Source organism: Brachybacterium sp. SGAir0954 (genome assembly GCF_005490785.1).
Lineage (GTDB): Bacteria > Actinomycetota > Actinomycetes > Actinomycetales > Dermabacteraceae > Brachybacterium > Brachybacterium rhamnosum.
In genome coordinates, this window is record NZ_CP027295.1 from 3,223,942 (window position 1) to 3,250,039 (window position 26,098).

The window sequence follows — 26,098 nt, forward strand, 5'->3', positions numbered from 1 at the left end:
AGCATCCGTCCCGCACCCTCGAGGAGCCTGCCGTGTCCTACCCCGCACCCAGCCCGTACCCCTCCGCCCCGGGCAACGGCTCGTACGCACCGCCACCGCGCAAGCGCGGCATGAAGCGGATCGTGTTCGGCGCGCTCGGCATCCTCGCGAACCTCATCGGGCTCGTCGTCATGCCGCTCCTCGCGAGCATCGTGGTCGCCGCGTTCGCCGTGCTGAACGTGGACGCGACGAGCGCGGGCGGCACCACCGCGACGATCGAGACCTCATCCTCCTCGATGATCTTCGTCTACGCTCCCGCGGGGGAGGCCGCCTCCGCCTCGTGCGAGGTGACCGGGAGCGACGTCGAGTGGGACGCGAGCACCTCGGGGATGCCGGTCACCGTCGACGGCGCCGCGTACGAGAGCGTCGGCACGGTGACGGTGACGAGCTCGCAGCAGGTGGACGTCGCGTGCCAGGGCGTGAGCGACGTGGCCGTGGGCGAGATGGGGTTCGGCAGCACCCTGGTGGGGCTCGTGGTCGGTCTGCTGATCCCGGTGCTGCTGGGCCTGGTCGCGATCGCCCTGCTCATCTGGGGAATCGTGGCGCGCGTGCGCTCCTCGCGACCCTGAGCCGACTCAGGCGATGCCCGGCACGGGCTCGGCCGGGCGCAGCCGCGCCTCGAGCCCCTGCCGCACCGCCGGCCACTCCGAGCGCAGCACCGAGAAGTAGTCGATGTCGGCGACGGTGCCGTCGGCCGCGCGGCGGAACGCCCGCAGCGTGCCCTCGAAGCGGGCGCCGAGCCGGGCGATCGCTCGGTGCGAGCGGGTATTGCGGTGATCGCAGCGCAGCGCGACGCGGCCCACGCCGAGCTCCTCGAAGGCGTGTGTGAACAGCAGCAGCTTCGCGGTGGGGTTCACCTCGGTGCCCCACACGTCCCGGGCGTAGATCGTGCTGCCGATCTCGACGCGCAGTCCCGGCACGAGCTCGTAGAGGGTCGTGCGGCCCGCGAGTCGGCCGTCCTGCTCCACGGCGAAGGCGAGCTGTGCCGGGGCCGCGATCATGCGCGCGAGATGCTCGGCCATGGCCTCGTCGCTCGCCGGCAGCGGGGAGGACATGCCCGCCCAGCTCTCCTCGTCCACGAGCGCGCGGAACGCCGGGGCGTCCTCGACGCGCAGCGGGCGCAGGTGCACGCCGTCCCGGGCGAGCGTCGTGCTGTGCTCCATGCGGCGTTTCCTTCCTCGTGCCGGCTCAGGCCGTGGTGACGACCTCGACGCGCTGGAACTCCTTGAGCTCGGTGTAGCCGGTGGTGGCCATGGCGTGGCGCAGGGCGCCCACGAGGTTCGTCGTCGCGTCCGCGGAGATCGAGGGGCCGAAGAGGATCTGCTCGAGCGGCGCCGCCGTGCCCACCTCGACGCGGTGGCCGCGGGTGAGCGTGGGGTGGTGGGCCTCGCTCCCCCAGTGGTGGCCGCGGCCCGGCGCCTCCTCGGCGCGGGCGAGCGCCGCACCGACCATGAGGCCGTCGGCGCCGCAGGCGATCGCCTTGACGAGGTCGCCCGAGCGGCCCAGGCCGCCGTCGGCGATGACGTGCACGTAGCGGCCGCCGGACTCGTCCATGTAGTCGCGGCGGGCGGCGGCGACGTCCGCCACCGCGCTCGCGAGCGGCACCTGGATGCCGAGGGTCTCGCGGGTGGTCTGCGAGGCGCCGCCGCCGAAGCCCACGAGGACGCCCGCGGCGCCCGTGCGCATGAGGTGGAGGGCGGCGGTGTAAGTCGCGCAGCCGCCCACGATGACGGGGACGTCGAGCTCGTAGATGAATCGCTTGAGGTTCAGCGGCTCGCGGTCCGAGGAGACGTGCTCCGCGGAGACGGTGGTGCCGCGGATGAAGAAGAGGTCCACGCCCGCGTCCACGACCGTCTTCCAGTGCTCCTGCGTGCGCTGCGGGGACAGCGAGCCGGCCGCCGTGACGCCCGCGTCGCGCAGCTGCGCGATCCGGTCGCGGATCAGCTCACCCTTCACGGGCTCGCTGTAGATCTCACGCATGACCTGCACGGACTCGGCCTCGGAGGCGGTCGCGATGCGCTCGTACTGGGGGGTCGGGTCCTCGTAGCGGGTCCAGAGGCCCTCGAGGTCCAGCACGCCCAGTCCGCCCAGGCGCCCCAGCTCGATCGCGACCTCGGGGGACATGATCGAGTCCATGGGGGCGGCGAAGATGGGGATGTCGAAATGGTACGCGTCCACCTGCCAGGCGGTCGAGACGTCCTCGGGGTCACGGGTGCGCCGGGAGGGGACCACCGCCACGTCGTCGAAGCTGTAGCTGCGGCGCCCGCGCTTGTTCCGGCCGATCTCGATCTCGTTCATCACGCGAGGAGTCTACCGGCGACGCGGCCCGGAGCCGGGATCACAGCGGCCAGGTCGTGCTGACGTCGACCGTCTTGCCCTGCTTCTTCATGTAGCCGATGAAGTTCTCCGCCCATTCGCGGTGCCATTCCATCTCCTGGCGGAACAGCTCCTCGAGGGAGGACTCGCCGAGCCGCGGATGCTTGGCGACCATCGCGCGCAGCACGTCGAGGGTCGAGGAGACGTCGACGTCGGCCGTGTGGAGACGGCCGTCCTGCTGCACGCCGTAGACCTCGAGGAGGTCCACGAGCTTGCGCTTGCCCTTGCGGTAGCGGTCCACGCCGCGGTCGATGACCAGCGGGTCCACGAGCGGGGCGACGTCATGGCCCAGGCGCTCGGCGACCGTCGGCAGCTCGTGGCGGCGCAGCTCGTTCTCGAGGATCTGCACGTCGAAGGCGCCGTTGAAGGCGACGAGCGGGACGTCCTTCGCGAGGGACTCCGCGATGAGCGCGGCGACCTCCTCGAGGGCGGCGGCCGGCGCCATCCCGTGGGAGGCGGCGTGCTCGGTGCTGATGCCGTGGATCGCGGCCGCCTGCTCGGGGATCGGCACACCGGGGTCGATCAGCCAGGTCGCGACGGTCTCGTTCTCCCGGCCCTGCCCCACCGAGTGGACGAGCGCGACGGTGACGATGCGGTCCTCGCTCGTCGAGGTGCCGGTGGTCTCGGTGTCGAAGCCGAGCAGGGGCCGGTCGATCCAGCGGGAGGCGGTGTCCGTCGTCATGCCCCCAGCCTAGGCACCGGCACCGACCGTCCACCCCCGCGCCGGCCGGGGCGGTGGACGGCGCGGCGCTGGGGAGGAATGATCACGGGACGCCCGACCCCGCTCCCCGAGGAGATCCCGATGCCCGCGCCCACCCCGTACCTCCACCTTTCCGGCACCGCGCGCGAGGCGCTCGAGCTCTACCAGCGGGTGTTCGGCGGGGAGCTGGTGCTCGCGACCTACGAGGACTTCTCGCGCACCGACGGGCCGGCGCACGCGATCGCCCACGGCGAGCTGCGCGGCTCGGTGGACGTGTGCGCCTCGGACGCGACGGAGCGGGACGAGGTGTTCGCCTCCCGCGGGCTCATGATGGCGCTCCTGGGGAGGGCGGAGCCGACGACGCTGCGCACCTGGTTCGCGGCGCTCTCCGAGGGCGGCGAGGTGGTCGACCCGCTGCAGCGTCGCCCCTGGGGCGCCTCCGACGGGCAGGTGCGGGACCGCTTCGGCGTGCTCTGGCTGATCGGCTACGAGCACACCGAGGCGGATCCCGCCCAGCGGGCGGAGTGACTCAGCGGAGAGGTCCGCTCAGCGCGCCGAGTAGTTCGGCGCCTCGATGATCGCGGCCATGTCGTGCGGGTGGGACTCCTTGAGGCCTGCCGCGGTGATGCGCACGAACTGACCGCGCTCCTTGAGCTGCGTGATGTCCTGCGAGCCCACGTAGAACATGGACTGGTGCAGACCGCCCACGAGCTGGTGCACCACCGAGCGCAGCTGGCCCTTGTAGGAGACGCGGCCCTCGATGCCCTCGGGGACGATCTTGTCGTCGGAGTCGACGTCGGCCTGGAAGTAGCGGTCCTTCGAGAAGGACTTCTTGCCGCGCGAGGACATGGCGCCCAGCGAGCCCATGCCGCGGTAGGCCTTGAACTGCTTGCCCGCCACGAGGACGACCTCGCCCGGGGACTCCTCGGTGCCCGCGAGCAGCGAGCCGAGCATGACGGTGTCCGCGCCGGCGACGAGCGCCTTGGCGATGTCGCCGGAGTACTGCAGGCCGCCGTCGCCGATCAGCGGGACGCCGGCGGGCTTCGTGGCCTTGGAGGCCTCGTGGATCGCGGTCACCTGGGGGACGCCGACGCCGGCGACGACGCGGGTGGTGCAGATGGAGCCGGGGCCGACGCCCACCTTCACGGCGTCCGCGCCCGCGTCCACGAGCGCCTGCGCGCCCGCCCGGGTGGCGACGTTGCCGCCGATCACCTGGACGTCCTTGAAGGCCGGATCGCCCTTGATGCGACGGATCATCTCGAGCGCGAGGCGCGCGTGGCCGTTCGCGGTGTCGACGACGAGCACGTCCACCCCGGCGTCGCGGAGGGCGCCCGCGCGCTCGAGGGAGTCGCCGAAGAAGCCGACGCCGGCGCCGACGAGCAGGCGGCCCTGGCCGTCCTTGGAGGCGTCGGGGAACTGCTCGGACTTCACGAAGTCCTTCACCGTGATGAGGCCGGTGAGGATGCCGCGCTCGTCGACGAGCGGCAGGCGCTCGCGCTTGTTCCTGCGCAGCAGCGCGGTCGCGTCCTCGTGGGAGACGTCGCTCGGCGCGGTGAACAGCTCGGTGGTCATGACGTCGCCGACCTTGGTGGTGGCCCACTCGGCGACGGGGATGAAGCGGAGGTCGCGGTTGGTGCAGATGCCCAGCAGGCGCAGGCCCTCGTCGACGACGGGCAGGCCGGAGACGCGGTACTGGCCGCACAGGGCGTCGAAGTCCTCGAGGGTCGCCTCGGGGCCGATCGTGACGGGGTTGGTGATGCGGCCGGTCTGGGTGCGCTTGACGAGGTCCACCTGGTGGGCCTGGTCCTCGATCGAGAGGTTGCGGTGGAGGATGCCGATGCCGCCGTGGCGGGCCATGGCGATCGCCATGCGGGACTCGGTGACGGTGTCCATCGCGGCGCTGGCCAGCGGGATCCGCAGCGAGATCTCCTTGGTGAGGCGACTGCTGGTGTCCACCTCGGAGGGGATGATGTCCGTCTCCCCGGGGAGGAGGAGGACGTCGTCGTAGGTCAGTCCGATGAAGCCGAAGGGGTCCGCGCTCGTCATGCACCGATGCTACTCGGGGCGTCCCGGGGGGCGGCAGGCCGTGAGACGTGGGACCGGCCACGTCGACCCCGGCGCAGCGACCGACGGCCGACGGGGGTCAGGGGCGCGGGTCCCCCTCGCGCGGCGGCTCCTTGCCGCCGATCACCCGGCGCACGCGGTCGAACTCGGCGCCGAAGGCGGCCTCGTCCTCCTCGTACTCGGGCCGCCAGGGCATGCCGAGCCGAGCGGCGAGCTCACGGTGGGCGGCGCCGCGGCGGCTGCGGCGCGCGAGGGCGGCGAGCACACGGCGCGACGGGGCGGGCCGCAGACCGGCCGCGGCCTGCAGCACGCGCAGCCCGTCGAAGGACTCCTCGTCCCAGGCGACCTCGGGCAGGATCCAGCGCTCGGGCTCCTCGCCGCCGCGGTCCACGCCGATGAGACCGGTGCTGCCGCGCTCCGCCTCGCCGACGGCGTAGACCACCTGCGCGAGCGGCGCGGTCCCGGCGGTGCGCAGCCCGCGGCGCAGGGTGAGCGTGCGGGCGTCCTCGTCGAGCAGGGCCACCTTGTGGGTGGCGAGGATCGGGACCAGGGCCCACAGCGCGAAGAGGATCCACAGCACGATCGCGCCGACCAGCAGCTGGAGCGCTCCGTGGCCGAGGGCTCGGGTGAGCAGGTCGTCGAGGCCCGCGGCGGCGCGGCCCTGCTGCCACTGGGCGATGCCGGTCGCGGCGAAGGGGCACAGGAGCAGGGCGATGATCGGGAGACCCACGAGGGCGAGCGGGCGCCAGCGCGCGATCGCGGTGGGGCCCACGACGACGGCGCCGGAGCGGGTGCGCCGGGGCGCGGGAGGCGCGGCGACGGGCCCGTCGGGCGACCCCGCGGGCCCGTCGGGCATCCCCGGGGCCTCCTCGCGGGGTCCCTCCGCGGGCGCGCTCTCGTTCATCGTGCCAGCGTACGGGGGCCCGGCCCGAGGGTCCGTGTGCTCGTGACGTGACGCGCCTCCCCCGTGACCGGGTCGGTGAAGGCGAGGCCGCGGGCGAGCAGCTGGAGGGCTCCGCCGCCTGCCGTGCGAGCGGCCTCCGCGGGGCTCGGGTAGAGGTCCTCCCCCACGATCGGGGCGCCGCGGGAGGAGAGCTGGGCGCGCAGCTGGTGGGTGCGGCCGGTGAGCGGGACGAGCCGCAGCAGGAGCGTGCCGTCGGCCTCGACGTCGAGCACCTCGAGCTCGGTGGAGGAGTTCGGCTCCCCGGGCAGCACCCGGGTGGTGAGCTCCCCGTGGTGCTTCTCGAGCCGGTCCTCGAGCAGCGCCCGCTCCCCCACCGCCTTCGGCAGCGTCGATCCCTCCGCGGGTCGCACCCGGGCGAGGTACTCCTTGCGCACGGCGCGCGCGGCGAAGAGCTGCTGGTAGGCGGAGCGCTCCTCGGCGCGGATGCCGAGCGCGATGACGCCGGCGGTGCGCCGGTCCAGCCGGTGCAGGGGGCTCAGCTCCGCGATGCCGGTCTCGCGGCGCAGGCGCACGAGCAGGCTCGAGCGGACGTGCGCCCCACGGGGCATGGTGGCCATGTCGTGGGGCTTGTCCACCACGAGCAGATGCGCGTCGTGCAGCAGCACGGGGATCCGCGCCGGAGGCACCTCCTCCGCGGCGAGCTCGCGGTGGAACCACAACTCCTCCCCCGGGTGCACGGCGTCCTCGGCGGCCCAGGGCGTGCCGTCGGTGCGCACGACCTCGCCGGCCCGGAACCGGTCCGCGAGCGAGGTCGCCGCGGGCGCCGCGAGCGGCGGGAAGCGGTGGAGCAGGGCGGCGAGAGCGGTGGTGGGTCCGTCCCAGGCGGGAGGGACGCTCCAGCGCACGGGGTCCAGGCCGTCCCGCTGCGGGAGCGGGGCGGGAGGCCGCCGCGCCCGCCGACGGGCCGCACGGCCGGGCCGGGGCCCGGGGCCGGATGCGCTCACAGTCCCCAGACGACGAAGGTGAGCACGTTGTGGCCCACGTAGAACAGGGCCAGCAGGGCCAGGCAGAGGTTCGGGTGACGGTCCAGCACGGTGAGCGCCTGGGGCGCCCGCGCCCGCAGCTCGGTGAAGGCGAGCACCTCGATGTCCTCGACCTCGACGCCGGCGGCGCGGGCCCGCTCGAGAGTGATCCGCTGGGCGCGGTGGCCGAACATGCGGCTGGAGACCGCGAGCATCCGCCGGCCCTGCGCGTCGAGGAGGTAGATCCCGTCGTACGCGGTCTCGGGCACGTCGAGGAGCTCGACGGGGGTCAGGCCGCGGTCGATCTCGCGGATCGCGAGCACCTTGGCGACCTCGTCCCAGCCGGCGGCGCTGTCGCGGCGCACGAGGCCGTGCAGGCGGAAGCCGTGCTCGTCCACCTCGAGCCACGAGGAGACCACGCGCACCACACCCAGCACGGTCGCCGCGAGCACGGCGACCCAGAGCAGCAGCGGGAGCGTGAACAGGAGGTCGTGGCCGAGGGCGGGGTCGTGCCACAGCCGCTGCCCGATGAGGCTCACGATGACGAGGAACTCGAGGACCACGCCGAAGACGACGCCGGCGAGAAGGGCCGCACCGATCACGATCGCCGGCGGGGAGAAGGTCCGGGTGGGCAGGGACTCCTCGTCGACACGGGGGCCTCCGGCCACGGAACCGCCTCCTGCCACGCAACGATCGGACACATCGGACCTGCACATACTAGGTCCCCTCCCTGACGGCGGGGACGCACCGCCACGGTCCGGGCGGTCGGGTCGCTGCCGGGCGGCCCGTCCCGACGCGCAGCAGGACGGCCGGTCGATCCGAGGATCGACCGGCCGTCCCGGTGGGGCGAGGGGGCTCAGGCCTCCTCGTCGTCCTTCTTCTCGATGACGAGCGTCTCGGTGGTGAGCACCAGGGCCGCGATCGAGGCGGCGTTCCGCAGCGCGGAGCGGGTCACCTTGACCGGGTCGATGATGCCGGCCGCGACGAGGTCGACGTACTCGTCGGTGGCGGCGTTCAGGCCGTGGCCGGCCTGCGCGTCGCGCACCTTCTCGACGACGACGTAGCCCTCGAGGCCCGCGTTCTCCGCGATCCAGCGCAGCGGCTCGACGACGGCGCGGGCCACGGCGCGCACGCCCACGGCCTCGTCGCCGGAGAGCCCGAGGTCGCCCTCGAGGACGGTGGAGGCCTGGACGATGGCGCTTCCGCCACCGGCGACGATGCCCTCCTCGATGGCCGCACGAGTCGCGGAGACCGCGTCCTCGATGCGCATCTTCTTCTCCTTGAGCTCCACCTCCGTGTGGGCGCCCACCTTGATCACGGACACGCCGCCGGCGAGCTTGGCGAGACGCTCCTGGAGCTTCTCGCGGTCCCAGTCGGAATCGGTGTTCTCGATCTCGGAGCGGATCTGCGCCACGCGATCGGCCACGGCCTGCTCGTCGCCGGCCCCGCCCACGATCGTGGTGGAGTCCTTGGTGATGACGACGCGGCCGGCATGGCCGAGCACGTCGGTGCCCACAGACTTGAGGTCCAGGCCGAGGTCCGCGGTGACAACCTGCGCACCGGTGAGGACCGCGATGTCCTGGAGCATCGCCTTGCGACGGTCGCCGAAGGCCGGGGCCTTCACGGCGGCGCCCTTGAAGTTGCCGCGGATGCGGTTGACGACCAGCGTGGACAGGGCCTCGCCGTCGACGTCCTCGGCGATGATGAAGAGCGGCTTGCCGCCCTCCACGACCTTCTCGAGCAGCGGGAGGATGTCGGCCACGGCCGAGATCTTGCCCTGGTGCAGCAGCACCTGGGCGTCCTCGAGCACGGCCTCCTGGCGGTCGCCGTCGGTCACGAAGTGCGGGGAGATGAAGCCCTTGTCGAACTGCATGCCCTCGGTGAAGTCGAGCTCCATCGCGGTCGTGGAGGACTCCTCGACCGTGATGACGCCGTCCTTGCCGACCTTGTCGAACGCCTCGGCGAGCAGCTCGCCGATCTCGCGGTCCTGGCTGGAGACGGCCGCGACGGACGCGATCTGCTCCTTGCCGTCGACCGGGATGGACAGCTCGCCGAGCTTCTCCGAGACGGCCTCGACGGCCTTCTCGATGCCCCGCTTGAGCGCGGCCGGGGCCGCACCGGAGGTCACGTTGCGCAGGCCCTCGTGGACGAGCGCCTGGGCGAGCACGGTGGCGGTGGTGGTGCCGTCGCCGGCGACGTCGTTGGTCTTGGTGGAGACCTCCTTCGCCAGCTGCGCGCCGAGGTTCTCGTAGGGGTCCTCGAGCTCGATCTCACGGGCGATGGTGACGCCGTCGTTCGTGATCGTGGGGGCACCCCACTTCTTGTCGAGGACGACGTTGCGGCCCTTGGGGCCGAGCGTCACCTTGACGGTGTCGGCGAGCTTGTCGACGCCGCGCTCGAGGGCGCGGCGCGCCTCCTCGTTGTACAGGATCTCCTTGGCCATGGATCAGGCCTCGATGATCGCGAGGATGTCGCGGGCGCCCAGCACGAGGAACTCCTCGTTGCCGTACTTGAGCTCGGTGCCGCCGTACTTGGAGAAGACGACCTTGTCGCCGACCTTGACGTCGACCGGGATGCGGGCACCCTTGTCGTCGAAGCGGCCCTCGCCGACGGCGACGACCTCGCCCTCCTGGGGCTTCTCCTTCGCGGTGTCCGGGATGACCAGGCCGGAGGCCGTGGTCTGCTCGGCCTCGAGCGGCTTGACGACGACGCGATCCTCGAGGGGCTTGATGGAGACCGACATGCGGCTCACTCCTTCATAGAAGAATGGACTCTGCTGAGTTCTGGGCGGAGGGACCCGGTGTCCTGGACGTCGTCGCGGTGCCGACCGGGACGGGACCCTCACGGCAGCCTCTGGCACTCTCGGCCTTCGACTGCCAACGGGACCACTCTAGGACCGTCCTGGCACTCATGCAAGACGAGTGCTAACGGCCGGACGTCCGCCCCCGGCGAACTCTCCTGCGCCCCAGGTCACACACTTATTGTGAATCTGGCAACTGGACATGACGGAACCCGTGACGGCCCGTCCGCGCCCGCGTACAACAAGAGGGACACGGCCGCACCGGAGACCCCGGGCGGCCCGCACGAGGACCGATCCACCAGGAGACCCCCATGACCTTCCTCCGCAGCCTCTCCACCGCCCTCGGCCGCATGGCCGACCGCATGCAGGGCCAGGACGTCGAGCGGCACAACGCCGTCGTCGGCAACCGCATGGGCGGCGACGTCGCCGCCGTCACCCAGGCCCGCACCTCCCAGGGCGTGAGCCCCCTCGGCCTGGGCCGCTGACCGCCGGGCGCGGGCTCAGCGCCCCGCGGCCTCCGCGATCGCCCGCACCTCCGCCGGCCCGAACAGGTAGACCGGCACGGTGACGTCCCCGAGCGTGTCCCCCGCGCTCGGGAGCACCGAGGTGACGACCCGCGGGGCGCCCTCCCCGAGCTCGACGAGGCTCGCCCCGCTCAGCGCGAGCGCCCGCTCGCTCTCCCCCGCCCCCAGCGGGTCCACCACGTTCGTGACCCCGGGGGCGACGTGCACCGGCACCCCGCCGATGCTGCCGCTCATCTCGTGGTGGTAGTGCCCCGCGAGCACGATCCGCACATCGCTCCCCGCGAGCACCTCTGCGAGCTCCTCCAGCGGCTCGAGGTCGAGGCTGCGCAGCAGCGGGGTCGCCGCGACGAGCGGCGGGTGGTGGATCGCGAGCACGGTCCCGCCCGCCGCGGGCTCCGCGAGCACCTCGCGCAGCCAGTCCAGCTGCTCCCCCGTCAGCTCCCCGTAGCCCGCACCCGGCCGGCTCGAGTCGAGCACCACGACGCGGCCGCCGCCCGCGAGCTCGTGCACCCGGTCCTGCACCTCCGTGCCCCGCGCCCCCGGACCCCGTACCGCCGCGTAGGCCGCGCTCACGTCGTGGTTGCCCATCGTCACCACGAGCGGCGCGCCGAGCCGCTCCGCGACGGGGTCGAGGATCGCGTGCAGGCGCCGATAGGACTCCTCCGTGCCGTCCTCGGAGGCGTCCCCCGTGTGCACCACCGCGTCCACGGGACCGATCGCGCCGAGCGCCCCGAGCAGGCCCTCGAGGGCAGCGCCGGTGTCGATGCGGTCGTAGTGGCGGGCGGCGGGGTCGCCGTAGAGGTGGGTGTCCGTGATCTGGAGGATGCGCATGCGGGCACCGTAGCGAGCGGGGGTGTCCCGTGGGTGAACGGGAGCCCCTCACCCGCGCGCGGTCGTCCTATCCGAGCGCCCCGACCCACTCGTCGGTGCCGTCGGTGAACCGCTGATGCTTCCAGATCGGCACCTGGGCCTTGACCTCGTCCACGAGCGCGTCGCACGCCGCGAAGGCCGCCTTGCGGTGCGGGGCGGCGACCGCGGCGACGAGCGCGCTGTCCCCGATCGCGAGCGGTCCGTGACGGTGCGCCACCGCGAGGCGCACGTCCGGGAAGCGCTCCGCGATCCCGTGCGCCACCTGCGCGAGGACCTCCTGGGCCGACGGATGCGCCGTGTACGTGAGTGCCGTGACGCCCCTGCCCTCGTCGTGGTCGCGGACCACGCCGTCGAAGGTGACCACGGCGCCGCAGCGCGGATCGGCGACCGCCTCGACCATCGCGGCGACCTCGATGACCGCGGTCGTCACCCCGGCGTGCCGGAGACGCTCCGCCGCCTCACCCATCGCGGGATCGTCGGCGCTCACTCGTGACCCGCCCCGTCGCGCTGCTCGAGCAGGTGGTCGAGGATCGGGTCGAGCACGGCGATGCCGTCCTTCACACCGCCGCGGGAGCCCGGCAGGTTCACGACGAAGCAGCGGCCGGCCATGCCGGCGAGACCGCGGCTGAGCAGCGCCGCGGGTGAGGCGGCCTCCCCGCGCCGACGCACCGCCTCGAGCACGCCCGGCATCTCCCGCTCGATGAGGGGCGCCGTCTGCTCGGGCGTCACGTCCGCGGGGCCGATGCCGGTGCCGCCGGTCGTGACGACCACGTCGGCCCCCGTGTCGAGTCCGCGACGGATCGCGGCGCCGACCTCGGGGCCGTCGGCCACGACCTCGCGGACGACGGGTTCCAGCCCCCTGCCCTCGAGCCAGGAGACGAGCAGCGGTCCGGTGCGGTCCTCGTAGGTGCCGTCCGCCGCGCGGGTCGAGGCGACGACCACGTGCGCCCTGCCGCGCAGGGCGGGCGGCGGCGCGTCCTCGTCGCGGGCGGAGCAGTCGGCGTCGCTGCGCCGTGCGGGCATCTCCTTCATCGGTCCTCCTCGCGCTGCCAGTCGCCGCTGCGGCCGCCGGACTTCGCGAGCACCCGGATCCCCTCGATGCTCGCCTCCCGGTCCACGGCCTTGATCATGTCGTAGAGGGTCAGGGCGGTCACGCTCACCGCGGTGAGCGCCTCCATCTCCACCCCGGTGACGCCCGTGGTGCGCACCCGGGCGGTGATCTCGAGGGCATCCTCCCCCGCGGGGGCCACGTCCACGGTGACGCCGGAGATCGGCAGCGGGTGGCACAGCGGCACGAGGTCGCTCGTGCGCTTCGCGCCCATGATCCCGGCGATGCGGGCTACGGGCACCGCCTCGCCCTTGGGGAGGTCCCCGGCGAGGATCCGCTCGCGCACGTCCGGCCGCGTGCGCAGGAGCCCGCGGGCGGTGGCCTCGCGGGAGGTGACGGGCTTGTCGGTGACGTCGACCATGTGGGCGGAGCCGTCCGCGCGCACATGGGAGAGGCCGTCGGGTCGGGTCATCAGGAGCCTTCCGTGAGCAGGATCGTCTCGACGAGGTCGCCGTCGTGGAGGAGGTCGGTGCCGACCGGCACGGCGACGAGGGCGTCCGCGGCGGCGAGCGCGGCGACGAGGTGGGAGCCGGGGCCGCCCACGAGCCGCACCTGGCCCGAGGGGAGCACGCGCGCCCGCCGGTGCTGGAGCAGGTGAGCGGGAGAGGGCTCGGGACGGGCGGGGTCCTCGAGCCGCAGCGGCAGCCGCAGCCGCCGGCGGGGCGGGGCGCCGAGTGCCGGTCGCAGGATCAGCTCGCAGCTGAGCAGCGCGGAGACGGGGTTGCCGGGCAGGGCGATCCAGGGCACACGGCGCCCCTCGTGGAGCAGGGTGCCGATGCCCTGGGGCCCGCCCGGCTGGAGGGCGAGGGTCGGGAAGGCGAGCGAGACCTCAGGGTGCTCGGCGGCCATCCGCACCACCTCGCGGGCGCCCTGGCTCACGCCGCCGCTCGTGACGATGAGGTCCGCATCGGTGCTCTCGAGCTCCGCGTGGAGGCGCTCGAGCAGGAGGGCCGGGTCGTCCGGCACGGCGGCCGTGCCGACGACCTCGGCGCCGGCCTCGGCGAGCGCGGCGGCGAGACCGGGCCCGTTCGCGTCATGGGTGCGCCCGGGGCCGGGGTCGCCGCCCGCGGGGGCGACCTCGCTGCCGGTGGAGAGGACGAGCACGCGCGGCGGGATGCGGGCCTCGACCTCGCGGGCGCCGCACGCGGCGAGGTGGGCGATCCGGCCGGGGGTGAGCACCTGCCCCACGCGCAGGATCGTGTCCCCGCGACGGGTCGCCGAGCCCCGGGGACGCACGAAGCGCCCGGACCCGGTCCCGAGCGGAGTCAGCACCACGGAGACCGCGTCGCCGTCGGGCCCGTCGGACCCACCCGGCACGAAGCGCCCGGCGGCGCTCTCCTCGACGGGGACCACCAGGTCCGCGCCGGCGGGGACGGGGGCGCCGGTCATGATCGCGCGGGCGGTGCCGGGCGCGAGCTCGCCGGGCAGGTCTCCGGCGGCGATCATCGCCCCGAGCGGCAGGGTGACCTCCTCGCCCGCGGCGGGGAGGTCCGCGGCGCGCACCGCATAGCCGTCCATCTGGGAGACGTCCGCCGCGGGGACGTCGAGCGGGCTGCGCAGCTCCTGCGCGGCCACGCGTCCCAGGGCCGCGGCGCCCAGCGGCACCGGCAACGCCCCCAGGGTCTCCGCGAGCAGGGCGGTGACGTCCGCCACGTGGTCCGCGAGGGGGATGCGGCGCGATGCCATGGCGGGGCCTCCTTCTGGGCACCTCCTCACCGATCCGGCGCGGTGAGGGGGCCACCACCGAGGGTAGCGCCCGGCCTATCCTGGAGGGACGCCCGCCATCCCGCGCCACGGAAGGAGCCGCCGCATGGCCCGCATCGCGCTCGGCATCCCCGTGCCCCGCCGCACCGATCCCCGGGGCGATCTGCCGGACGTCTCCGACCGCCCCTCCTCCCCCGCCCTCGTGGACCGCTTCGGCCGCGCGGCGACGGACCTGCGGGTCTCGCTCACCGACTTCTGCAACCTGCGCTGCAGCTACTGCATGCCGGAGTCCGGGCTCACCTTCCTCAAGCGCGACCAGCTGCTCTCCACGGAGGAGATCGTCCGCCTGGTGCGGATCGGCGTGGAGGAGCTGGGCGTGGAGCAGGTGCGCTTCACCGGCGGGGAGCCGCTCACCCGCCCGGACCTCGAGGAGATCCTCGCCGGCTGCGCGGCCCTGCCCGGGCGGCCCGAGCTCTCGCTCACCACGAACGCGATCGGGCTGGACCATCGGGCGGCCGGTCTCGCCGCTGCCGGGCTGGACCGGATCAACGTCTCCCTGGACACGGTGGTCTCCGAGACCTTCGAGCGCATCACCCGCCGCCCCCTGCTGCACCGCGTGCTCGAGGGCATCGACGGGGCGCGGGAGGCCGGGCTCTCCCCGATCAAGATCAACGCGGTGATCCTGCCGGGCGTGAACGACCACGAGCTGCCAAACCTGCTGGCCTGGTGCCTCGAGCGGGACCTGCAGCTGCGGGTCATCGAGCAGATGCCGCTGGACGCGGACCATGCCTGGGACCGCGGCGCGATGGTCACCGCCGGCAGGGTGCGGGAGATCCTCGAGGACCGCTTCTCCCTCTCCCCCGCCCCCGTGGCCCGCGAGGGCGCCCCCGCGGAGCTGTTCGACGTCGCCGCCCGGGACGATGGGGAGCACCTGGGCCGCCTCGGGATCATCGCCTCGGTCACCGAGCCCTTCTGCGCGGACTGCCGCCGCACCCGGCTCACCGCGGAGGGCAGCGTGCGCACGTGCCTGTTCTCCCGCGAGGAGACGGACCTGCGCACGGCCCTGCGCTCCGGTGCGACGGACGCGGAGATCGCGGACCTCTGGCGCGCCGCCCACTGGGGCAAGAAGGCCGGGCACGGCATGGACCGGGCGGACTTCGTGCCGCCCGAGCGGCCCATGAGCGCGATCGGAGGATGAGCATGAGCGCAGCAGGGAGCCCGGAGGTCCGGGTGCGGCTGTTCGCCGGGGCGGCGGCGGCCTACGGGGCCGACGACGCCACCGTGCACGGGGCGACCGTGGAGGCGGCGATCGCGGACCTGCTCGAGGGTGCCTCCGCGGAGGCCCGCACCGTGGTGGGCCGTTCGAGCCTGCTCGTGAACGCCGTGGCCTGCACCGATCCCGGGAGGACGCTGGCCGACGGCGACCGGATCGACGTGCTCCCGCCCTTCGCGGGCGGCTGATCTCGCCGCTGCGGCCGCGTCAGCGCGCGCGGAAGGCGCGCAGGGCCTCGGCCCCGCCGCGCAGGGAGCGCACGCCCACGCCGTGCTCGGCGAGCACCCGCTGGGCGCTGCCGGAGCGGGTGCCGCCCGCGCACAGCAGCACCGCTCCCTCGAGCGCGGCCCGCGCCTCCCCCGTGAGCGCGAGCAGCTCCGCGAGCGGCACGTGCTCCGCGCCCGCGACGGCGCCGCGCTCGGCGATCTCCGAGCTCTCGCGCAGGTCGATGACGCGCACGCCGGCGGCGAGCAGGGCCGGGAGCTCCACGGGCAGCACCTCGGGCGCCGCCGCGGATCCCGCGGGCCCCGACGGACCGGGGAGCGCGCAGGTCACCCGCAGGTCCTCGAGGGCGGTCACGGGGGCGCGGGAGGGGTCGCGGGCGAGCGGCAGCTCGTCCCACCGCGCCCGCAGCGCGTCGTACAGCGCGAGCCGGCCCTGGAGCGGCTCCCCCATCCCGGTGAGCACCTTGACGGCCTCGAGCGCCATGGTCGAGCCGATGACCCCGCACAGCATGCCGAGCACCCCGGCCTCCGCGCAGGACGGCACCTCGCCGGGTCGCGGGGGCACGGGGTGGAGGTCGCGGTAGGTGGGTCCGCCGGTGTCCGCACGGAACACGGCCACCTGCCCGGAGAAGGCGAGGATCGAGCCCCACACGAGCGGGAGGCGGAGGATCTCGCACGCGTCGGAGGCGAGGTAGCGGGTGGGGAAGTTGTCGCTGCCGTCGAGGACGAGGTCGTGCCCGGAGAGGAGGTCGAGCGCGGTCGCAGGCGTCACCGCGTCCACGACGGCCCGCACCTCGACCTCGGGGTTCTGGAGGGTCAGCCGCTCCGCGGCGACCTCCGCCTTCGCCCGGCCGACGTCCGCCGCGGAGAACAGCACCTGGCGGTGGAGGTTCGTGAGGTCGACCCGATCGGGGTCCACGACCGTCAGCGAGCCGATGCCGGCGGCGGCGAGATAGGACAGCAGCGGCGCGCCCAGGCCGCCCGCGCCGATCACGAGCACCCGGGAGGTCGCGAGACGCTCCTGGCCCGCGTCGCCGAGCTCGGGCAGCCGGCGCTGCCGGGCGTAGCGGGGCCCCAGCGCACCCTGTTCCGACACCAGTCCAGCACTTTTGCCCTGCACGTCCGCCCTCGCTCCGCCATTACCGTCCACCATGTGAGGCACGTCGCTCTCACCTCCGCTTCCGTGACCCTCGATAACGATTCGGCCATGGCCTCTCGATCTGGCACTGAACACCCTGTGACTCGGCATACAGTCTCCACAACTTACTGACAGGTCCCGCGCCGGAGCGGGAACCACCTTCCGATCCGTGAGGACCCTCTCGTGCTCCACCCCTACTCACCGCCCCCGTCGGGACGGCTCGCCGATCGCCCCGCGATCGGGTCCAGTGACGTCGACCGCACCATCGGTGGAGCCCGTGCACGACGAGGAGCCGCTGCGTGACCAGCTACATCCTGCGACGCTTCGTCAACTACGCCATCCTCACGGCGCTCGCGACGGTGTTCGTCTACATCGCCGCGTCCACGTTCTTCTATCCTCGGCGCCGGTACCTGGGGCGCAACCCCCCGATCCCCGAGGACTCTATCGACAGCATCCTCACCGGGTACGGCATCAACGACAAGGACCCGGTCCTCCTGCGGACCTGGTGGTGGATCGAGCGCATCGTCACGAACCCGCTGCCGGACAAGCTCGGGCACGACCTCGGCAACAACGCGGTCATCGCCGAGATCTTCTCCCGGGCCGGCGTGAGCCTGCGGCTGCTGCTCGTGGGCGCGATCATCGCGGCGTTCCTCGGGGTGTTCTTCGGCGTCTGGGGCGCGGTGCGCCAGTACAAGGCCTCGGACCAGATCGTCTCCTACACGTCGTTCATCCTCATCTCGACCCCCACCTTCGTGGGCGGCGTGATCCTGCAGATCCTCGCGACGAACTTCAACAACGCCACCGGTCACCAGCTGATCCGCTTCACGGGCGCCTACACCCCCGGCATCACGGGCTTCTGGCCGCAGCTCATGGACAAGGGCGTGCACCTGCTGCTGCCCACCATCGCGCTCGCGCTGTTCGGCGCCGCCGGCTACTCGCGCTACCAGCGCGCGGTCATGCTCGACGTGCTCGGCAGCGACTTCATCCGCACGGCCCGCGCCAAGGGTGCGACCCGCACCCACGCCCTCGTCAAGCACGGCGTGCGCGTGGCCCTCATCCCCATGTCCACCTACTTCGCGTACAACTTCGGCACGCTCGTCTCCGGCTCCGCCTTCCTCGAGATCATCTTCTCGTGGGCCGGCATGGGCCAGTACGGGATCATGGCGGTCCAGCAGTCCGACGTGAACGCCCTCGCGGGCACCGTCTGCTTCACCGCGATCCTGCTGCTGATCAGCTCCACGCTCTCCGAAGTCCTCTACGCGGCGCTCGACCCGAGAGTGAGGGTCTGACCCATGTCGATGACTCCGACCCCTCCCACCGACCAGGCCGTCGACCTCCCCACGGATCTCGAGCCCACCGCCTCCCTCGCGGAGGAGGCCGGCGTGGGCGCCGGCTCCGCGGCCCAGAAGGCCTACCGTCCCGTCTCCCGCGGCCGCCTCGTCTGGCGCCGCCTGCGGCGCAAGCCGAACTTCTGGATCGGCGCCGTCATCCTCGCGCTGATCATCCTCTTCGCCCTGTTCGGCGACCTGCTGAACATCTACGAGCTGGGTGAGCAGGACCCGTACAGCTTCAACGCGAAGCCCAGTGGGCAGCACTTCTTCGGCACCGACGCGATCGGCGTGGACCTCTACGCCTCGATGACGGAGGCGCTGCGCAAGTCCCTGCTGATCGGCTTCCTCGCCGCGCCTCTCGCGACCGTGCTCGCCGCCTTCATCGGCTCCCTCGCCGGCTACCTCGGCGGCTTCGTGGAGACGGCGACCAACTGGGTCATCAACCTGCTGCTCGTGCTGCCGGTGTTCTACGTCCTCATGATCATCTCGCCGCTGCTGTCCTCGATGAGCTGGGTGATCCTGGTCGTCGCGATCGGCCTGTTCGGCTGGATGATCATGGCCCAGATCGTCAAGAACCAGACGAAGTCCCTCAAGGAGAGGGAGTACGTCAAGGCGGCCCGCTACATGGGGGTCGGCACGCTGACCATCCTGCGCCGCCACATCATCCCCAACGTCGCCTCGCTGCTGATCATCGACGCCACCCTCGGCGTCGCCTCCGCGATCCTCGCGGAGACCTCGCTGTCCTACTTCGGCCTGGGCATCCAGGCGCCGGACGTCTCCCTCGGGACGCTCCTTCAGGACGGCACGAGCGCCGCCGTCTCCCGGCCGTGGCTGTTCCTGATCCCCGCCGGCTTCCTCGTCACGCTCCTCACGGCCGTCGCCCTGATCGGCGACGGACTGCGCGACGCGATCGATCCCACCAGTGAGGTGAACCGTGCCTGAGCCCCTTCTCGAGGTCAAGGACCTGACCGTCTCCTTCCCGAACGCGAGCGGCGACGTCCGCGCGGTGCGCGGCGTCGACTACTCGGTAGCCGAGGGCGAGTTCCTCGGCATCGTCGGCGAGTCCGGCTCCGGCAAGTCCGTCTCCTCGCTCGCCGTCATGGGCCTGCTGCCCTCCTCCGCACGGATCACCGGGGACATCACTTTCCGGGGGCAGTCGCTGCTGGGGATGGGCGACAAGCAGCTCTCCCGGCTGCGCGGCCGCGAGATGGCGATGATCTTCCAGGACCCCCTCTCCGCGCTCACCCCCGTCTACACGGTGGGCCAGCAGATCGAGGAGGCCCTGACCCTGCACAACAGGGGGATCAGCGGGGACCTCGCCCACAAGCGGGCCGTGGAGCTGCTGAAGATCGTCGGCATCCCCGCCGCGGAGCGCCGGGTGAAGGCGTTCCCCCACGAGTTCTCCGGCGGCATGCGCCAGCGCGCGATGATCGCGATCGCCATGGCGAACGATCCCTCGCTGATCATCGCCGACGAGCCCACGACCGCCCTGGACGTGACGATCCAGGCGCAGATCCTCGAGGTCCTCCAGAAGGCCAAGGAGGTCACGGGCGCCTCGGTCGTGCTCATCACGCACGACCTCGGCGTGGTCGCCGGCAACGTGGACCGGGTCGCCGTCATGTACGCGGGCAAGCTCGTCGAGACGGGCCCCGTGGACGAGATCTTCTCCGCCCCCCGCATGCCGTACACGATGGGCCTGCTGCGCTCGGTGCCGAACATGCTCACCGCCGGCAGCAGCCGGCTCGTGCCCCTCGAGGGGCGCCCGCCGAACCTCGCGAAGCTCCCCCAGGGCTGCCCGTTCGCGGCCCGCTGCCCCGCCGCGCAGGATCGCTGCCGCGAGGCGGAGCCCGAGCTGCTCGTCACCGACGGCACCGGCCGCCAGGTCGCCTGCCATCGCGCGGACGAGATCGCCGCGGGCACGCTGCGGGCGGTGGACATCTTCCCCCGGCCCCCGTTCCACGAGCGCGAGGTGCTCGAGGACCGCGTCACCGAGCCGGTGGTCTCCGCGAAGGGCCTGGTCAAGCACTTCCCGCTGTACAAGGGCGCCGTGTTCCGGCGCGCCGTGGGCACGGTCAAGGCCGTGGACGGCGTGGACTTCGAGGTCCTGCCCGGCCAGACCCTCGGCCTCGTCGGCGAGTCCGGCTCCGGGAAGTCGACGACGAGCCTCGAGCTCATGGAGCTCACCGCGCCGCAGGCGGGCAGCCTCCACGTCGCCGGTCACGACGTCTCGAAGCTCAGCAAGGCGGACCGCCTCGCGATGCGCAAGGACGTGCAGATCGTCTTCCAGGACCCGATGGCCGCGGTGGACCCTCGGCTCCCGGTGGGCGACATCGTCGCCGAGCCGCTGACGGTCCACAAGGTCCCGCGCGCCGAGCGCCAGCGCAAGGTCGCCGAGATGCTCGAGCTCGTGGGCCTGGACCCCGAGATGGCGGACCGCTACCCGCACGAGTTCTCCGGCGGCCAGCGCCAGCGCATCGGCATCGCCCGCGCGCTCATCACCGAGCCCAAGGTGCTCGTGCTCGACGAGCCGGTCTCCGCGCTGGACGTGTCGGTGCAGGCGGGCGTCGTCAACCTGCTCGAGGACCTGCGGGACAAGCTGGGCCTGTCCTACCTGTTCGTCGCCCACGACCTGGCGATCGTCCGCGAGATCGCGGACACGATCGCCGTCATGTACCTGGGGCGCATCGTCGAGTACGGCCCGGTCGCGGAGGTCTACGCCTCGCCGCGCCACCCGTACACGCGGGCGCTCATGAGCGCGGTGCCGGTCCCGGATCCCGAGGTCGAGCGCACGCGCCGCCGGATCATCCTCGCCGGCGACCAGCCCAGCCCGGCGGAGGACATCGCCGGCTGCAACTTCGCCTCCCGGTGCCCGCTGATCTCGCTCCTCCCCGAGGGCAAGCAGCAGCGGTGCCGCGGCGAGGACCCGGTCCCCGTGCTCCACGGGGGTTCACGGGTGGCCTGCCACCACGTGGACTCCATCTCCCGGCTCGACACCGTCGACGCCGCCTCCCAGTCGTCCGTGACCAGCGCCTGACGCAGCATCCCACCCAGGAAGAGAGAAACACCATGAAGATCACGAGCACCCGCCGTCTGTTCCTCGCCGGCACCGGCGTCGTCGGCAGCGCCGCCGCGCTCGCCGCCTGCGGCCAGCAGTCCGCCGAGGAGCAGGCCTCGAAGGCCGCCGAGGAGAACTCCTCCGCCGCGGAGGAGGCGGCCGCGCTACCCAGCACCGCCTGGGAGCGTCTAGACTACGACCAGGTGCCGGACGGCGGCTCGCTGAAGCTCGCCGTGTCCCAGCTGCCCAACAACTGGAACTACAACCACGCCGACGGCCTCCTCGCCGACCTCAGCGACATCCGCGGCCCGCTCGGCGCCGGCGCGGAGATCACCTACTCCGAGTCCGGCGAGAAGACCCTGAACCCGGACTACATCGCGAAGGCCGAGCTCACGAGCGAGGACCCGCAGACGGTCACCTTCTCCTACAACCCCAAGGGCGTGTGGGACGACGGCTCCCCGATCGTGGTCGAGGACCTCATCTCGCAGTGGAAGGCGAACTCGGGCGAGAACGAGGACTACCAGATCGGCTCCACGGTGGGCTGGGACCAGATCACGTCGATCACCCAGACCGATGACGAGTACACCGGTGAGATCGTCTTCTCCGAGCCCTTCATCGACTGGATCACCGTGGTGCACCCGGACGTCCCGAAGAAGGTCTCGGAGTCCGCGAAGGCGTGGAACGAGTCCTACGTCTCGACCCCGACCCCCTCCAAGGGCCCCTTCACCGTGGACTCCGTGGACACCACCGGCGGCGTCGTGAACATCAAGCGCAACGACAAGTGGTGGGGCCGCGCCCCCAAGCTCGAGACGATCACCTTCTCGGTGGTGGACCAGACCACGCAGCCGCAGTCCTTCGCGAACGGCGAGATCGACCTCCTCGACATCGCGAACGGTGACGTGCTCTCCCAGGCGAAGACCCGCTCCGATGCGGAGATCCAGTCCACGAACGGCCTCACCTGGACGCACCTGACCATGAACGTCAAGGGCGCCGACGGCAAGCTCGAGGACGTCAAGGTCCGCGAGGCGATCGCCCGCGCGATCGACCGCGACGCGATCGGCCGCGCCGTGGTGGGCCCGCTCGAGGCCCCGATCCAGCTGGTCGACAACTTCGTGTACATGCCCGGCCAGGACGGCTACGAGGACTCCTTCGGGGGTCTGAAGTACGACGCCGAGGCCGCGGGCAAGCTGCTCGACGAGGCCGGCTGGGCGCTCGACGGCGACAAGCGGAAGAAGGACGGCAAGACCTTCGACCTCTCGATCATCATCCCGGCGGACACCAAGTCGAACTCCGACCGCGCCCGCCAGGTGCAGACCAACCTCAACGCGGTGGGTCTGAACGTCGAGCTGCAGACGGTCCCCTCCGACGCGTACTTCGACGACTACATCAACCCGAAGACCTTCGACATGGTGACCTTCTCGTGGGTGGGCTCGCAGTTCCCGGAGTCCTCCTCCGTGAACCTCGTGTACCCGCTGGACTCCCAGCAGAACTACACGAACTTCGCGGACGACCGCCTGGGCGATCTGGACAAGCAGATCAAGGCCGCTTTCGACCTCGACGAGCGCCACAAGGTCGCCAACGAGATCTCGAAGGTCATCGCCGAGTCCTTCGTGCTCATTCCCTTCTACGCGACGCCGAACATCGTGGGCGTGAAGAAGGGCGTCGTGAACACCGGCGCGTCCCAGTTCGAGAACACCGACTGGACCCAGGTGGGTATCAAGGCCTGATCGACGTACTGCGAGGAACGAGCGGTAGGAGATCAGGCAGGAGAAGCAGAGCCTGATCGACGTACTGCGAGGAACGAGCGGTAGGAGATCAGGCAGGAGAAGCAGAGCCTGAGCGTCGTACCGCGAACGAGGGCCCGGTCACCGCACCTGCGGTGGCCGGGCCCTTCGCTGTGCGCTCAGAGCACCGCGCGGAGCACGACGAGCAGGAGCGTCACTGCGAGCACGGCGATGACGGGCACGTTCCAGCGGGTGCGGGCGCGGCCGGTGCCGACCTCCGCCTCGTGGTGCTCCTGCCAGGCCTCGACGCGGTCCACGACGATCGCGCTGCGCGAGTCGCGCTGGTCCTTGCGCAGGCGCTCCTCGGGTCCCATGCGCACGCGGGGGCCGCCGTCGGCCGCGGCCTCGCGGCGGCGCAGCGGGTTGTCGCGGCGCAGGCCGGGGGCGTTCCAGGCGGTGAGGGTCTGCTCGGTGCCGTCGGCCGTGATCGCGTCGACGCGGAGCATGGCGCCGAGGCGCACCTCGCGGATCGCGGTGAAGGGCAGCATGTGGGTGCGCCACACGTTGCGGATCTCGAGGCTCTCGCGGTGCAGCACCACCCTCGGCGCCCACAGGAGCGCCCAGACGACGGCGAGGAGCAGCAGCAGCCCGGGCAGCAGCAGCGCACCGGTGAGCCCGGCGCGCAGCACCGCATCGAGGGCGAGCAGCGCCGCGGCGACGGCCACGACGATCGTGATCACCTCCGCGCTGCGGGGGCGCAGAATCAGCGGTGCGGCGGGATCGGGCGCGGCGGGCATGGACCCACGGTAGTGGAACCGCCCGCCCATGACCTGCTCAGAGATCGAGGACGAGCACGCTCTCCCCCGGAGCCGCCGTGGCAGGGAGCGACCCGTCGAGCAGCACGAGCGCGTCCGCCCGGCCGTAGGGGGCGAGCCGCCGTCCGGGGAGCGTGTCCACGCTCTCGCCCCCGTCGGCCCCGCGGCGCAGCCTCCCGGCGACGACGGTGAGCCCCGGGCGGCGCACCGCGAAGGAGCCCTCCCCCACGAGCACGCGGCGCGGCGCGGAGGCGGGCCCCGGCAGCAGCGGCCGCACGAAGAGGTGGTAGCCCACGAGCGCGCCGACGGGGGTGCCGGGCAGGTGCACGACGGGCGTGCCGTGGTCGGCCCCGTCGGCAGGTGGCAGGGTCCCGTGCCCCTGCGGCCCGCCGGGCCTCAGGGCGAGGTGCGCGAAGCGGGAGGTGCCGTCACCGCCCGGGCCCAGCAGCGACTTCACCACGTCGTAGGCGCCGTGGCCGATCCCGCCGGTCGTCACGACGAGGTCCGCGTCCCGGGCGGCGTCCGCGAGCACCGCGCGGAGCCGGGCGGGGTCGTCGGGGCCGCGGAGCACCCGCGGGATCGCCCCGTGGGTCACGAGCGCGGCGGCGAGCATCGTCCCGTCGGACTCGCGGACGGTCCCGGGGACGGCCGGGCCGGCGCCCGTGAGCTCGTCCCCGGTGACGACGATGCCCACCCGCGGCGGCGCGTGCACCTCGAGGTCGGTCACGCCGAGGGCGGCGGCGAGCCCGATGAGGGCGGCGCCCACCCGGGTCCCGGCGGGGGCGAGCTCCTCGCCGCGGGTGACCTCCTCCCCGGGACCGCGCACGTGCTTGCGCGGGGGCAGGGGCGAGGCGAGGGTGATCCGCACGGCGGCGGGGACGGGGCCGGCGGGATCCGCGTCGGTGTCCTCGACGGGGACGACGGCGTCCGCCCCGGGCGGCAGCGGGGCGCCCGTCATGATGCGGGCGGCGGTGCCGGGCGGCAGCGGTGCGGGGTGACCGGGCCGGGCGGGGAGGTCCGCGACGACGGGGAGCACGGTCGCGCCGGGGGCGGTGAGCTCGGCGCGGCGCACGGCGAAGCCGTCCATCGCGGAGAGGTCCTGGGCGGGGAGCGCCTCGGGGCTGGTCAGGGGCGCGGCGAGCACCCGGCCGGCCACCTCCGCGAGCGGGACGAGGGAGGTGCGCGGCAGCGGGCCGGCCGACGGGCCGCGATCGCTGTGGTGCGACGTGTCGTGACGCCCGGCGCCGTGCGCCTGCACGATCTCGTCGCGCCACTGCCACGGATCGCCGCGGTGCTCACCCATGCTGCTCCTCCTCGGCCTGCGGCTCCGTGCTCGGTGGCATCGTCCCATCACGGTCCGTTCCCATGGTGCACCCTGCCACCTCCCCGTCTCCCGGTGCATCATGGAGCCATGCGTGAGATCCGTTTCGACAGCTTCGGCGGCCCCGAGGTCCTGACGCTCCACACCGACGCCCCGCAGCCCGTGGCGGGCCCGGGCGAGGTGCTCGTGGAGGTCGCCTACGTGGGCCTGAACCCTCTGGACTACAAGATCCGCGACGGCTCCTCCGGTCGTTCGAAGGATCTCGTGCTCCCCGCGGGGACGGGCCGCGAGATGGCGGGCGTGGTGCTCTCCGCCGGTCCCGACCTCGACGAGGCGGAGCTCGAGGCGCGTGGCGTCGCCCCCGGCACCCGGGTGTTCGGCATGCGCGCCGGCGCGGACCAGCGCGGCACGGCGGCGGAGGTCATCGCGATCGCGGCGGACGATCTCGCCCCGATCCCGGACGAGGTCACCGCCGAGGAGCTCCCGCGCTGGGCGGGCCTCGCCCTCGTGGGCCTCACGGCGATCGCCGTGGTGCGCGACAGCGCCCGGATCGCCGAGGGCGAGACGGTGCTCGTGCACGGGGGCGCGGGCGGCGTCGGACAGCTGCTGATCCCCATGGCCCTCGAGGCAGGCGCCGCCCAGGTGTGGGCCACGGGCCGCGCGGCGAACGCGGAGCGGATCCGCGAGCTGGGCGCGACCCCGATCGCGTACGACGACGCCGACTGGCGCGCCGAGATCGACGAGGCGACGGGCGGCCGCGGCGTGGACGTCGTGCTGGACACGCACTACTTCACCACCTTCGTGCCGAGCCTGGACCATCTCGCCCCGGGCGGGCGGATCGTCACCCTCCCCACCCTCGCGGACACCTCCCCCGCGACCGAGCGCGGCATCGAGGTGCACGTGCCGCAGCTCGTGCCCGGCCGCGACCGCCTCGACCACCTCGTGCAGGGCCTGCGCTCGGGCGCCTACCCGCTCGAGGCCTCCACCGTGCTGCCGCTCGGCGAGATCGCCCGCGCGCACCGCCTGCTCGCGGAGGGTCACACGCGCGGGAAGCTCGTGCTGGACGCGCACGCCTGAACGGCCGCGCCGGCGCGTCGCCGCCGGTA

The 26,098-nt window shown here is 73.0% G+C and carries 27 protein-coding genes; 10 read left to right on the plus strand and 17 right to left on the minus strand.

Annotated elements, in window-relative coordinates; translation table 11 throughout:
* Window positions 1-32: 32 nt before the first annotated feature.
* Complete coding sequence (locus C1N80_RS14510; protein ID WP_137771429.1) at window positions 33-608, plus strand: hypothetical protein; 576 nt, start codon at window positions 33-35, stop codon at window positions 606-608.
* Window positions 609-614: 6 nt separating this feature from the next.
* On the opposite strand, the gene C1N80_RS14515 is transcribed toward C1N80_RS14510, so the two are convergent.
* Genes C1N80_RS14515 through C1N80_RS14525 form a run of 3 tightly spaced genes read right to left on the minus strand, consistent with a single transcriptional unit; the run spans window position 615 to window position 3,097 of the window.
* Complete coding sequence (locus C1N80_RS14515) at window positions 615-1,202, minus strand: GNAT family N-acetyltransferase (protein ID WP_137771430.1); 588 nt, start codon at window positions 1,200-1,202, stop codon at window positions 615-617.
* 25 nt (window positions 1,203-1,227) lie between these two features.
* On the minus strand, window positions 1,228-2,337 hold the full coding sequence (locus C1N80_RS14520; RefSeq protein ID WP_137771782.1) for a GuaB3 family IMP dehydrogenase-related protein: 1,110 nt from the start codon (window positions 2,335-2,337) through the stop codon (window positions 1,228-1,230).
* Window positions 2,338-2,377: 40 nt separating this feature from the next.
* A complete protein-coding gene (locus C1N80_RS14525; protein WP_137771431.1) occupies window positions 2,378-3,097 on the minus strand; it encodes an exonuclease domain-containing protein in 720 nt (239 codons plus the stop codon).
* Window positions 3,098-3,217: 120 nt separating this feature from the next.
* On the opposite strand from C1N80_RS14525, the gene C1N80_RS14530 reads away from it, so the two are divergent.
* A complete protein-coding gene (locus C1N80_RS14530) occupies window positions 3,218-3,643 on the plus strand; it encodes a VOC family protein (protein WP_137771432.1) in 426 nt (141 codons plus the stop codon).
* 18 nt (window positions 3,644-3,661) lie between these two features.
* Here the strand turns inward: C1N80_RS14530 and guaB are convergent, their stop codons facing one another.
* From guaB to groES, 6 genes are all read right to left on the minus strand, one after another.
* The gene (gene guaB / locus C1N80_RS14535; RefSeq protein ID WP_137771433.1) at window positions 3,662-5,161 is read right to left on the minus strand and encodes an IMP dehydrogenase; all 1,500 of its coding nucleotides are present in this window, start codon (window positions 5,159-5,161) and stop codon (window positions 3,662-3,664) included.
* Window positions 5,162-5,258: 97 nt separating this feature from the next.
* A complete protein-coding gene (locus C1N80_RS14540; RefSeq protein WP_240811152.1) occupies window positions 5,259-6,083 on the minus strand; it encodes a hypothetical protein in 825 nt (274 codons plus the stop codon).
* The gene (locus tag C1N80_RS14545) at window positions 6,080-7,087 is read right to left on the minus strand and encodes a pseudouridine synthase (protein ID WP_168198123.1); all 1,008 of its coding nucleotides are present in this window, start codon (window positions 7,085-7,087) and stop codon (window positions 6,080-6,082) included. Before C1N80_RS14545 ends, C1N80_RS14540 begins: the two co-directional genes overlap by 4 nt.
* Complete coding sequence (locus C1N80_RS14550) at window positions 7,084-7,773, minus strand: hypothetical protein (RefSeq protein ID WP_137771434.1); 690 nt, start codon at window positions 7,771-7,773, stop codon at window positions 7,084-7,086. Before C1N80_RS14550 ends, C1N80_RS14545 begins: the two co-directional genes overlap by 4 nt.
* Before the next feature lie 188 nt (window positions 7,774-7,961).
* Entirely contained in the window at window positions 7,962-9,548 is a 1,587-nt protein-coding gene (groL, locus tag C1N80_RS14555) for a chaperonin GroEL (protein ID WP_137771435.1), read from the minus strand.
* A 3-nt stretch (window positions 9,549-9,551) separates the two neighbouring features.
* Window positions 9,552-9,848: a co-chaperone GroES gene (gene groES / locus C1N80_RS14560; RefSeq protein ID WP_137771436.1), complete on the minus strand. Its 297-nt coding sequence runs from the start codon at window positions 9,846-9,848 to the stop codon at window positions 9,552-9,554.
* 368 nt (window positions 9,849-10,216) lie between these two features.
* Between groES and C1N80_RS15595 the strand changes: the two genes are divergently transcribed.
* On the plus strand, window positions 10,217-10,390 hold the full coding sequence (locus C1N80_RS15595; protein WP_168198124.1) for a hypothetical protein: 174 nt from the start codon (window positions 10,217-10,219) through the stop codon (window positions 10,388-10,390).
* A gap of 15 nt (window positions 10,391-10,405) precedes the next feature.
* On the opposite strand, the gene C1N80_RS14565 is transcribed toward C1N80_RS15595, so the two are convergent.
* The 5 genes from C1N80_RS14565 to glp all read right to left on the minus strand — a co-directional run bounded on the left by C1N80_RS14565 (window position 10,406) and on the right by glp (window position 14,093).
* Window positions 10,406-11,260, minus strand: a complete 855-nt coding sequence (locus C1N80_RS14565) for a metallophosphoesterase (protein ID WP_137771437.1) — start codon at window positions 11,258-11,260, stop codon at window positions 10,406-10,408.
* A gap of 67 nt (window positions 11,261-11,327) precedes the next feature.
* On the minus strand, window positions 11,328-11,765 hold the full coding sequence (locus tag C1N80_RS14570; protein ID WP_137771438.1) for a molybdenum cofactor biosynthesis protein MoaE: 438 nt from the start codon (window positions 11,763-11,765) through the stop codon (window positions 11,328-11,330).
* Between the two features lie 17 nt (window positions 11,766-11,782).
* Window positions 11,783-12,331, minus strand: a complete 549-nt coding sequence (locus C1N80_RS14575) for a molybdenum cofactor biosynthesis protein B (RefSeq protein ID WP_240811153.1) — start codon at window positions 12,329-12,331, stop codon at window positions 11,783-11,785.
* Complete coding sequence (gene moaC / locus C1N80_RS14580; protein WP_137771439.1) at window positions 12,328-12,819, minus strand: cyclic pyranopterin monophosphate synthase MoaC; 492 nt, start codon at window positions 12,817-12,819, stop codon at window positions 12,328-12,330. The genes C1N80_RS14575 and moaC overlap by 4 nt, the downstream gene beginning before the upstream one ends.
* On the minus strand, window positions 12,819-14,093 hold the full coding sequence (gene glp / locus C1N80_RS14585) for a gephyrin-like molybdotransferase Glp (protein ID WP_137771440.1): 1,275 nt from the start codon (window positions 14,091-14,093) through the stop codon (window positions 12,819-12,821). Before glp ends, moaC begins: the two co-directional genes overlap by 1 nt.
* Window positions 14,094-14,217: 124 nt before the next feature.
* On the opposite strand from glp, the gene moaA reads away from it, so the two are divergent.
* Both moaA and C1N80_RS14595 read left to right on the plus strand, forming a co-directional pair.
* Window positions 14,218-15,309 (plus strand): GTP 3',8-cyclase MoaA, encoded by a 1,092-nt coding sequence (moaA, locus tag C1N80_RS14590; RefSeq protein WP_137771441.1) that lies wholly within the window; start codon window positions 14,218-14,220, stop codon window positions 15,307-15,309.
* Window positions 15,310-15,311: 2 nt separating this feature from the next.
* Entirely contained in the window at window positions 15,312-15,572 is a 261-nt protein-coding gene (locus C1N80_RS14595; RefSeq protein WP_240811154.1) for a MoaD/ThiS family protein, read from the plus strand.
* 19 nt (window positions 15,573-15,591) lie between these two features.
* Here C1N80_RS14595 and C1N80_RS14600 read toward each other — a convergent pair whose 3' ends face one another.
* The gene (locus C1N80_RS14600; protein WP_240811155.1) at window positions 15,592-16,704 is read right to left on the minus strand and encodes a ThiF family adenylyltransferase; all 1,113 of its coding nucleotides are present in this window, start codon (window positions 16,702-16,704) and stop codon (window positions 15,592-15,594) included.
* 341 nt (window positions 16,705-17,045) lie between these two features.
* Between C1N80_RS14600 and C1N80_RS14605 the strand changes: the two genes are divergently transcribed.
* Genes C1N80_RS14605 through C1N80_RS14620 form a run of 4 tightly spaced genes read left to right on the plus strand, consistent with a single transcriptional unit; the run spans window position 17,046 to window position 22,859 of the window.
* Window positions 17,046-18,035: an ABC transporter permease gene (locus C1N80_RS14605; RefSeq protein WP_137771443.1), complete on the plus strand. Its 990-nt coding sequence runs from the start codon at window positions 17,046-17,048 to the stop codon at window positions 18,033-18,035.
* A gap of 9 nt (window positions 18,036-18,044) precedes the next feature.
* Window positions 18,045-19,019 (plus strand): ABC transporter permease, encoded by a 975-nt coding sequence (locus tag C1N80_RS14610; RefSeq protein WP_137771787.1) that lies wholly within the window; start codon window positions 18,045-18,047, stop codon window positions 19,017-19,019.
* Window positions 19,012-21,111, plus strand: coding sequence for an ABC transporter ATP-binding protein (locus C1N80_RS14615; protein WP_137771444.1), 2,100 nt, complete (start codon window positions 19,012-19,014; stop codon window positions 21,109-21,111). Before C1N80_RS14610 ends, C1N80_RS14615 begins: the two co-directional genes overlap by 8 nt.
* A 32-nt stretch (window positions 21,112-21,143) precedes the next feature.
* A complete protein-coding gene (locus C1N80_RS14620; RefSeq protein WP_137771445.1) occupies window positions 21,144-22,859 on the plus strand; it encodes an ABC transporter family substrate-binding protein in 1,716 nt (571 codons plus the stop codon).
* Window positions 22,860-23,035: 176 nt separating this feature from the next.
* Here the strand turns inward: C1N80_RS14620 and C1N80_RS14625 are convergent, their stop codons facing one another.
* Entirely contained in the window at window positions 23,036-23,653 is a 618-nt protein-coding gene (locus C1N80_RS14625) for a PH domain-containing protein (protein WP_168198125.1), read from the minus strand.
* 37 nt (window positions 23,654-23,690) lie between these two features.
* Complete coding sequence (locus tag C1N80_RS14630) at window positions 23,691-24,974, minus strand: molybdopterin molybdotransferase MoeA (protein ID WP_137771447.1); 1,284 nt, start codon at window positions 24,972-24,974, stop codon at window positions 23,691-23,693.
* Window positions 24,975-25,082: 108 nt separating this feature from the next.
* On the opposite strand from C1N80_RS14630, the gene C1N80_RS14635 reads away from it, so the two are divergent.
* Window positions 25,083-26,069, plus strand: coding sequence for an NADP-dependent oxidoreductase (locus tag C1N80_RS14635; RefSeq protein WP_137771448.1), 987 nt, complete (start codon window positions 25,083-25,085; stop codon window positions 26,067-26,069).
* Window positions 26,070-26,098: the final 29 nt, after the last annotated feature.

Coding starts and splice junctions, on each gene's coding strand:
- C1N80_RS14540 (WP_240811152.1), bottom strand. CDS start 6,083: ATGAACGAGAGCGCGCCCGCGGAGGGACCCCGCGAGGAGGCCCCGGGG.
- C1N80_RS14575 (WP_240811153.1), bottom strand. CDS start 12,331: ATGAAGGAGATGCCCGCACGGCGCAGCGACGCCGACTGCTCCGCCCGC.
- C1N80_RS14515 (WP_137771430.1), bottom strand. CDS start 1,202: ATGGAGCACAGCACGACGCTCGCCCGGGACGGCGTGCACCTGCGCCCG.
- C1N80_RS14520 (WP_137771782.1), bottom strand. CDS start 2,337: ATGAACGAGATCGAGATCGGCCGGAACAAGCGCGGGCGCCGCAGCTAC.
- C1N80_RS14630 (WP_137771447.1), bottom strand. CDS start 24,974: ATGGGTGAGCACCGCGGCGATCCGTGGCAGTGGCGCGACGAGATCGTG.
- C1N80_RS15595 (WP_168198124.1), top strand. CDS start 10,217: ATGACCTTCCTCCGCAGCCTCTCCACCGCCCTCGGCCGCATGGCCGAC.
- C1N80_RS14525 (WP_137771431.1), bottom strand. CDS start 3,097: ATGACGACGGACACCGCCTCCCGCTGGATCGACCGGCCCCTGCTCGGC.
- C1N80_RS14620 (WP_137771445.1), top strand. CDS start 21,144: ATGAAGATCACGAGCACCCGCCGTCTGTTCCTCGCCGGCACCGGCGTC.
- glp (WP_137771440.1), bottom strand. CDS start 14,093: ATGGCATCGCGCCGCATCCCCCTCGCGGACCACGTGGCGGACGTCACC.
- C1N80_RS14530 (WP_137771432.1), top strand. CDS start 3,218: ATGCCCGCGCCCACCCCGTACCTCCACCTTTCCGGCACCGCGCGCGAG.
- C1N80_RS14635 (WP_137771448.1), top strand. CDS start 25,083: ATGCGTGAGATCCGTTTCGACAGCTTCGGCGGCCCCGAGGTCCTGACG.
- C1N80_RS14570 (WP_137771438.1), bottom strand. CDS start 11,765: ATGGGTGAGGCGGCGGAGCGTCTCCGGCACGCCGGGGTGACGACCGCG.
- C1N80_RS14565 (WP_137771437.1), bottom strand. CDS start 11,260: ATGCGCATCCTCCAGATCACGGACACCCACCTCTACGGCGACCCCGCC.
- moaC (WP_137771439.1), bottom strand. CDS start 12,819: ATGACCCGACCCGACGGCCTCTCCCATGTGCGCGCGGACGGCTCCGCC.
- C1N80_RS14595 (WP_240811154.1), top strand. CDS start 15,312: ATGAGCGCAGCAGGGAGCCCGGAGGTCCGGGTGCGGCTGTTCGCCGGG.
- groES (WP_137771436.1), bottom strand. CDS start 9,848: ATGTCGGTCTCCATCAAGCCCCTCGAGGATCGCGTCGTCGTCAAGCCG.
- C1N80_RS14625 (WP_168198125.1), bottom strand. CDS start 23,653: ATGCCCGCCGCGCCCGATCCCGCCGCACCGCTGATTCTGCGCCCCCGC.
- moaA (WP_137771441.1), top strand. CDS start 14,218: ATGGCCCGCATCGCGCTCGGCATCCCCGTGCCCCGCCGCACCGATCCC.
- C1N80_RS14610 (WP_137771787.1), top strand. CDS start 18,045: ATGACTCCGACCCCTCCCACCGACCAGGCCGTCGACCTCCCCACGGAT.
- groL (WP_137771435.1), bottom strand. CDS start 9,548: ATGGCCAAGGAGATCCTGTACAACGAGGAGGCGCGCCGCGCCCTCGAG.
- guaB (WP_137771433.1), bottom strand. CDS start 5,161: ATGACGAGCGCGGACCCCTTCGGCTTCATCGGACTGACCTACGACGAC.